This window comes from Yersinia sp. 1252 StPb PI (genome assembly GCF_048593885.1).
Classification (GTDB): domain Bacteria; phylum Pseudomonadota; class Gammaproteobacteria; order Enterobacterales; family Enterobacteriaceae; genus Yersinia; species Yersinia enterocolitica_E.
Map to the genome: position 1 here is coordinate 1 of NZ_JAZGQE010000390.1, position 1,150 is coordinate 1,150.

A 1,150-nucleotide genomic window follows, 5' to 3' on the forward strand; every position below is an offset into this window, starting at 1 on the left:
TGATCCCTTCCCAATATTGATGCCAGGATAAATCAGAGATCCGGGTCGGTTTGCAGGCTTCGGACAAATTCTTCCGGAGTCTGGTTATTTAATGAGGAATGTGGCCGGTACTGGTTATATTCCTGCCGCCAGTGCTCGATCTTCTCCTGAGCATCTTCCAGTGACAGGAACCAGTGCACATTCAAACACTCATCGCGCAGGCTCCCGTTGAATGACTCGACCAGAGCATTATCTGTCGGTCTGCCGGGCCGTGAGAAGTCCATTGTCACCTTATTTTCGTATGCCCATCGGTCAAGCGCTTTAGAGATAAATTCGCTGCCATTATCCGTCTGCAACCGGTGTGGTATACGGTGCTGCATTTGTTTCAGGCGCTCCATAACAGCCACCACATCCTCTCCGCGCAGCCCCTGACCAACTTCGATCGCCAGGCATTCACGACTAAAATTATCCACTACAGTTAGGGCACGTATCCGACGCCCGTTGAACAGATTATCAGCAACAAAATCCATGCTCCAGCACTGATCTAATGCGGTCACTTCTGGACGGGCGTGTCGGTGCCTGGCTGTAACATGCCTGAGTGGGCGTTTTGCTCGCAGATTCAGTCCTTCCTGACAGTAAATTCGGTGGGTTTTCTTGTGGTTGACTAACCAGCCTTCCCTGCGCAAAAGAATATGAATGCGCGGGCAACCATAGCGGATCCGTGTCTCCGCAATTTCTCTTATCCGGTGAGTCAGGGCCCTGTCATCACGACAACTGCGATAGAGGTATACCGTGCGACTCTGCATCATTAAACGGCAACCACGACGCAGCCCGATACGATAGGCGTCCAGCAGGTAAGTCACCGCTTCACGCTTCTGAATGGGCCTCAGAACTTTTTTCGAATGACATCCTGGAGCATTTCCTTATCCAGACTGAGGTCCGCCACCAGACGCTTAAGCCGTTGGTTTTCGTCCTCAAGCTGCCGCAAACGGCGCAGTTCTGTTACGCCCATACCGCCAAATTTTTTCTTCCAGTTATAAAAAGTGGCTTCAGAAATCCCCATCTTTCTGCACACTTCCTCCACCCGAGTGCCTGTTTCGGCCTGTTTAAGGGCAAATGCTATCTGTTCTTCGGTATAACGGGTCTTTTTCATGGTTGATATGCCTCTCAG

The 1,150-nt window shown here is 51.0% G+C and carries 1 protein-coding gene; it reads right to left on the bottom strand.

Features of this window, described 5'->3' with window-relative positions; translation table 11 throughout:
• Positions 1 to 32 precede the first annotated feature (32 nt).
• Positions 33 to 1,132 (bottom strand): IS3 family transposase gene (locus V2A85_RS23835; protein ID WP_095924512.1). Its coding sequence is split into 2 segments (ribosomal slippage): positions 33 to 871 and positions 871 to 1,132, totalling 1,101 coding nucleotides; the frame shifts between segments, so codons are not numbered across the junction.
• Positions 1,133 to 1,150: the final 18 nt, after the last annotated feature.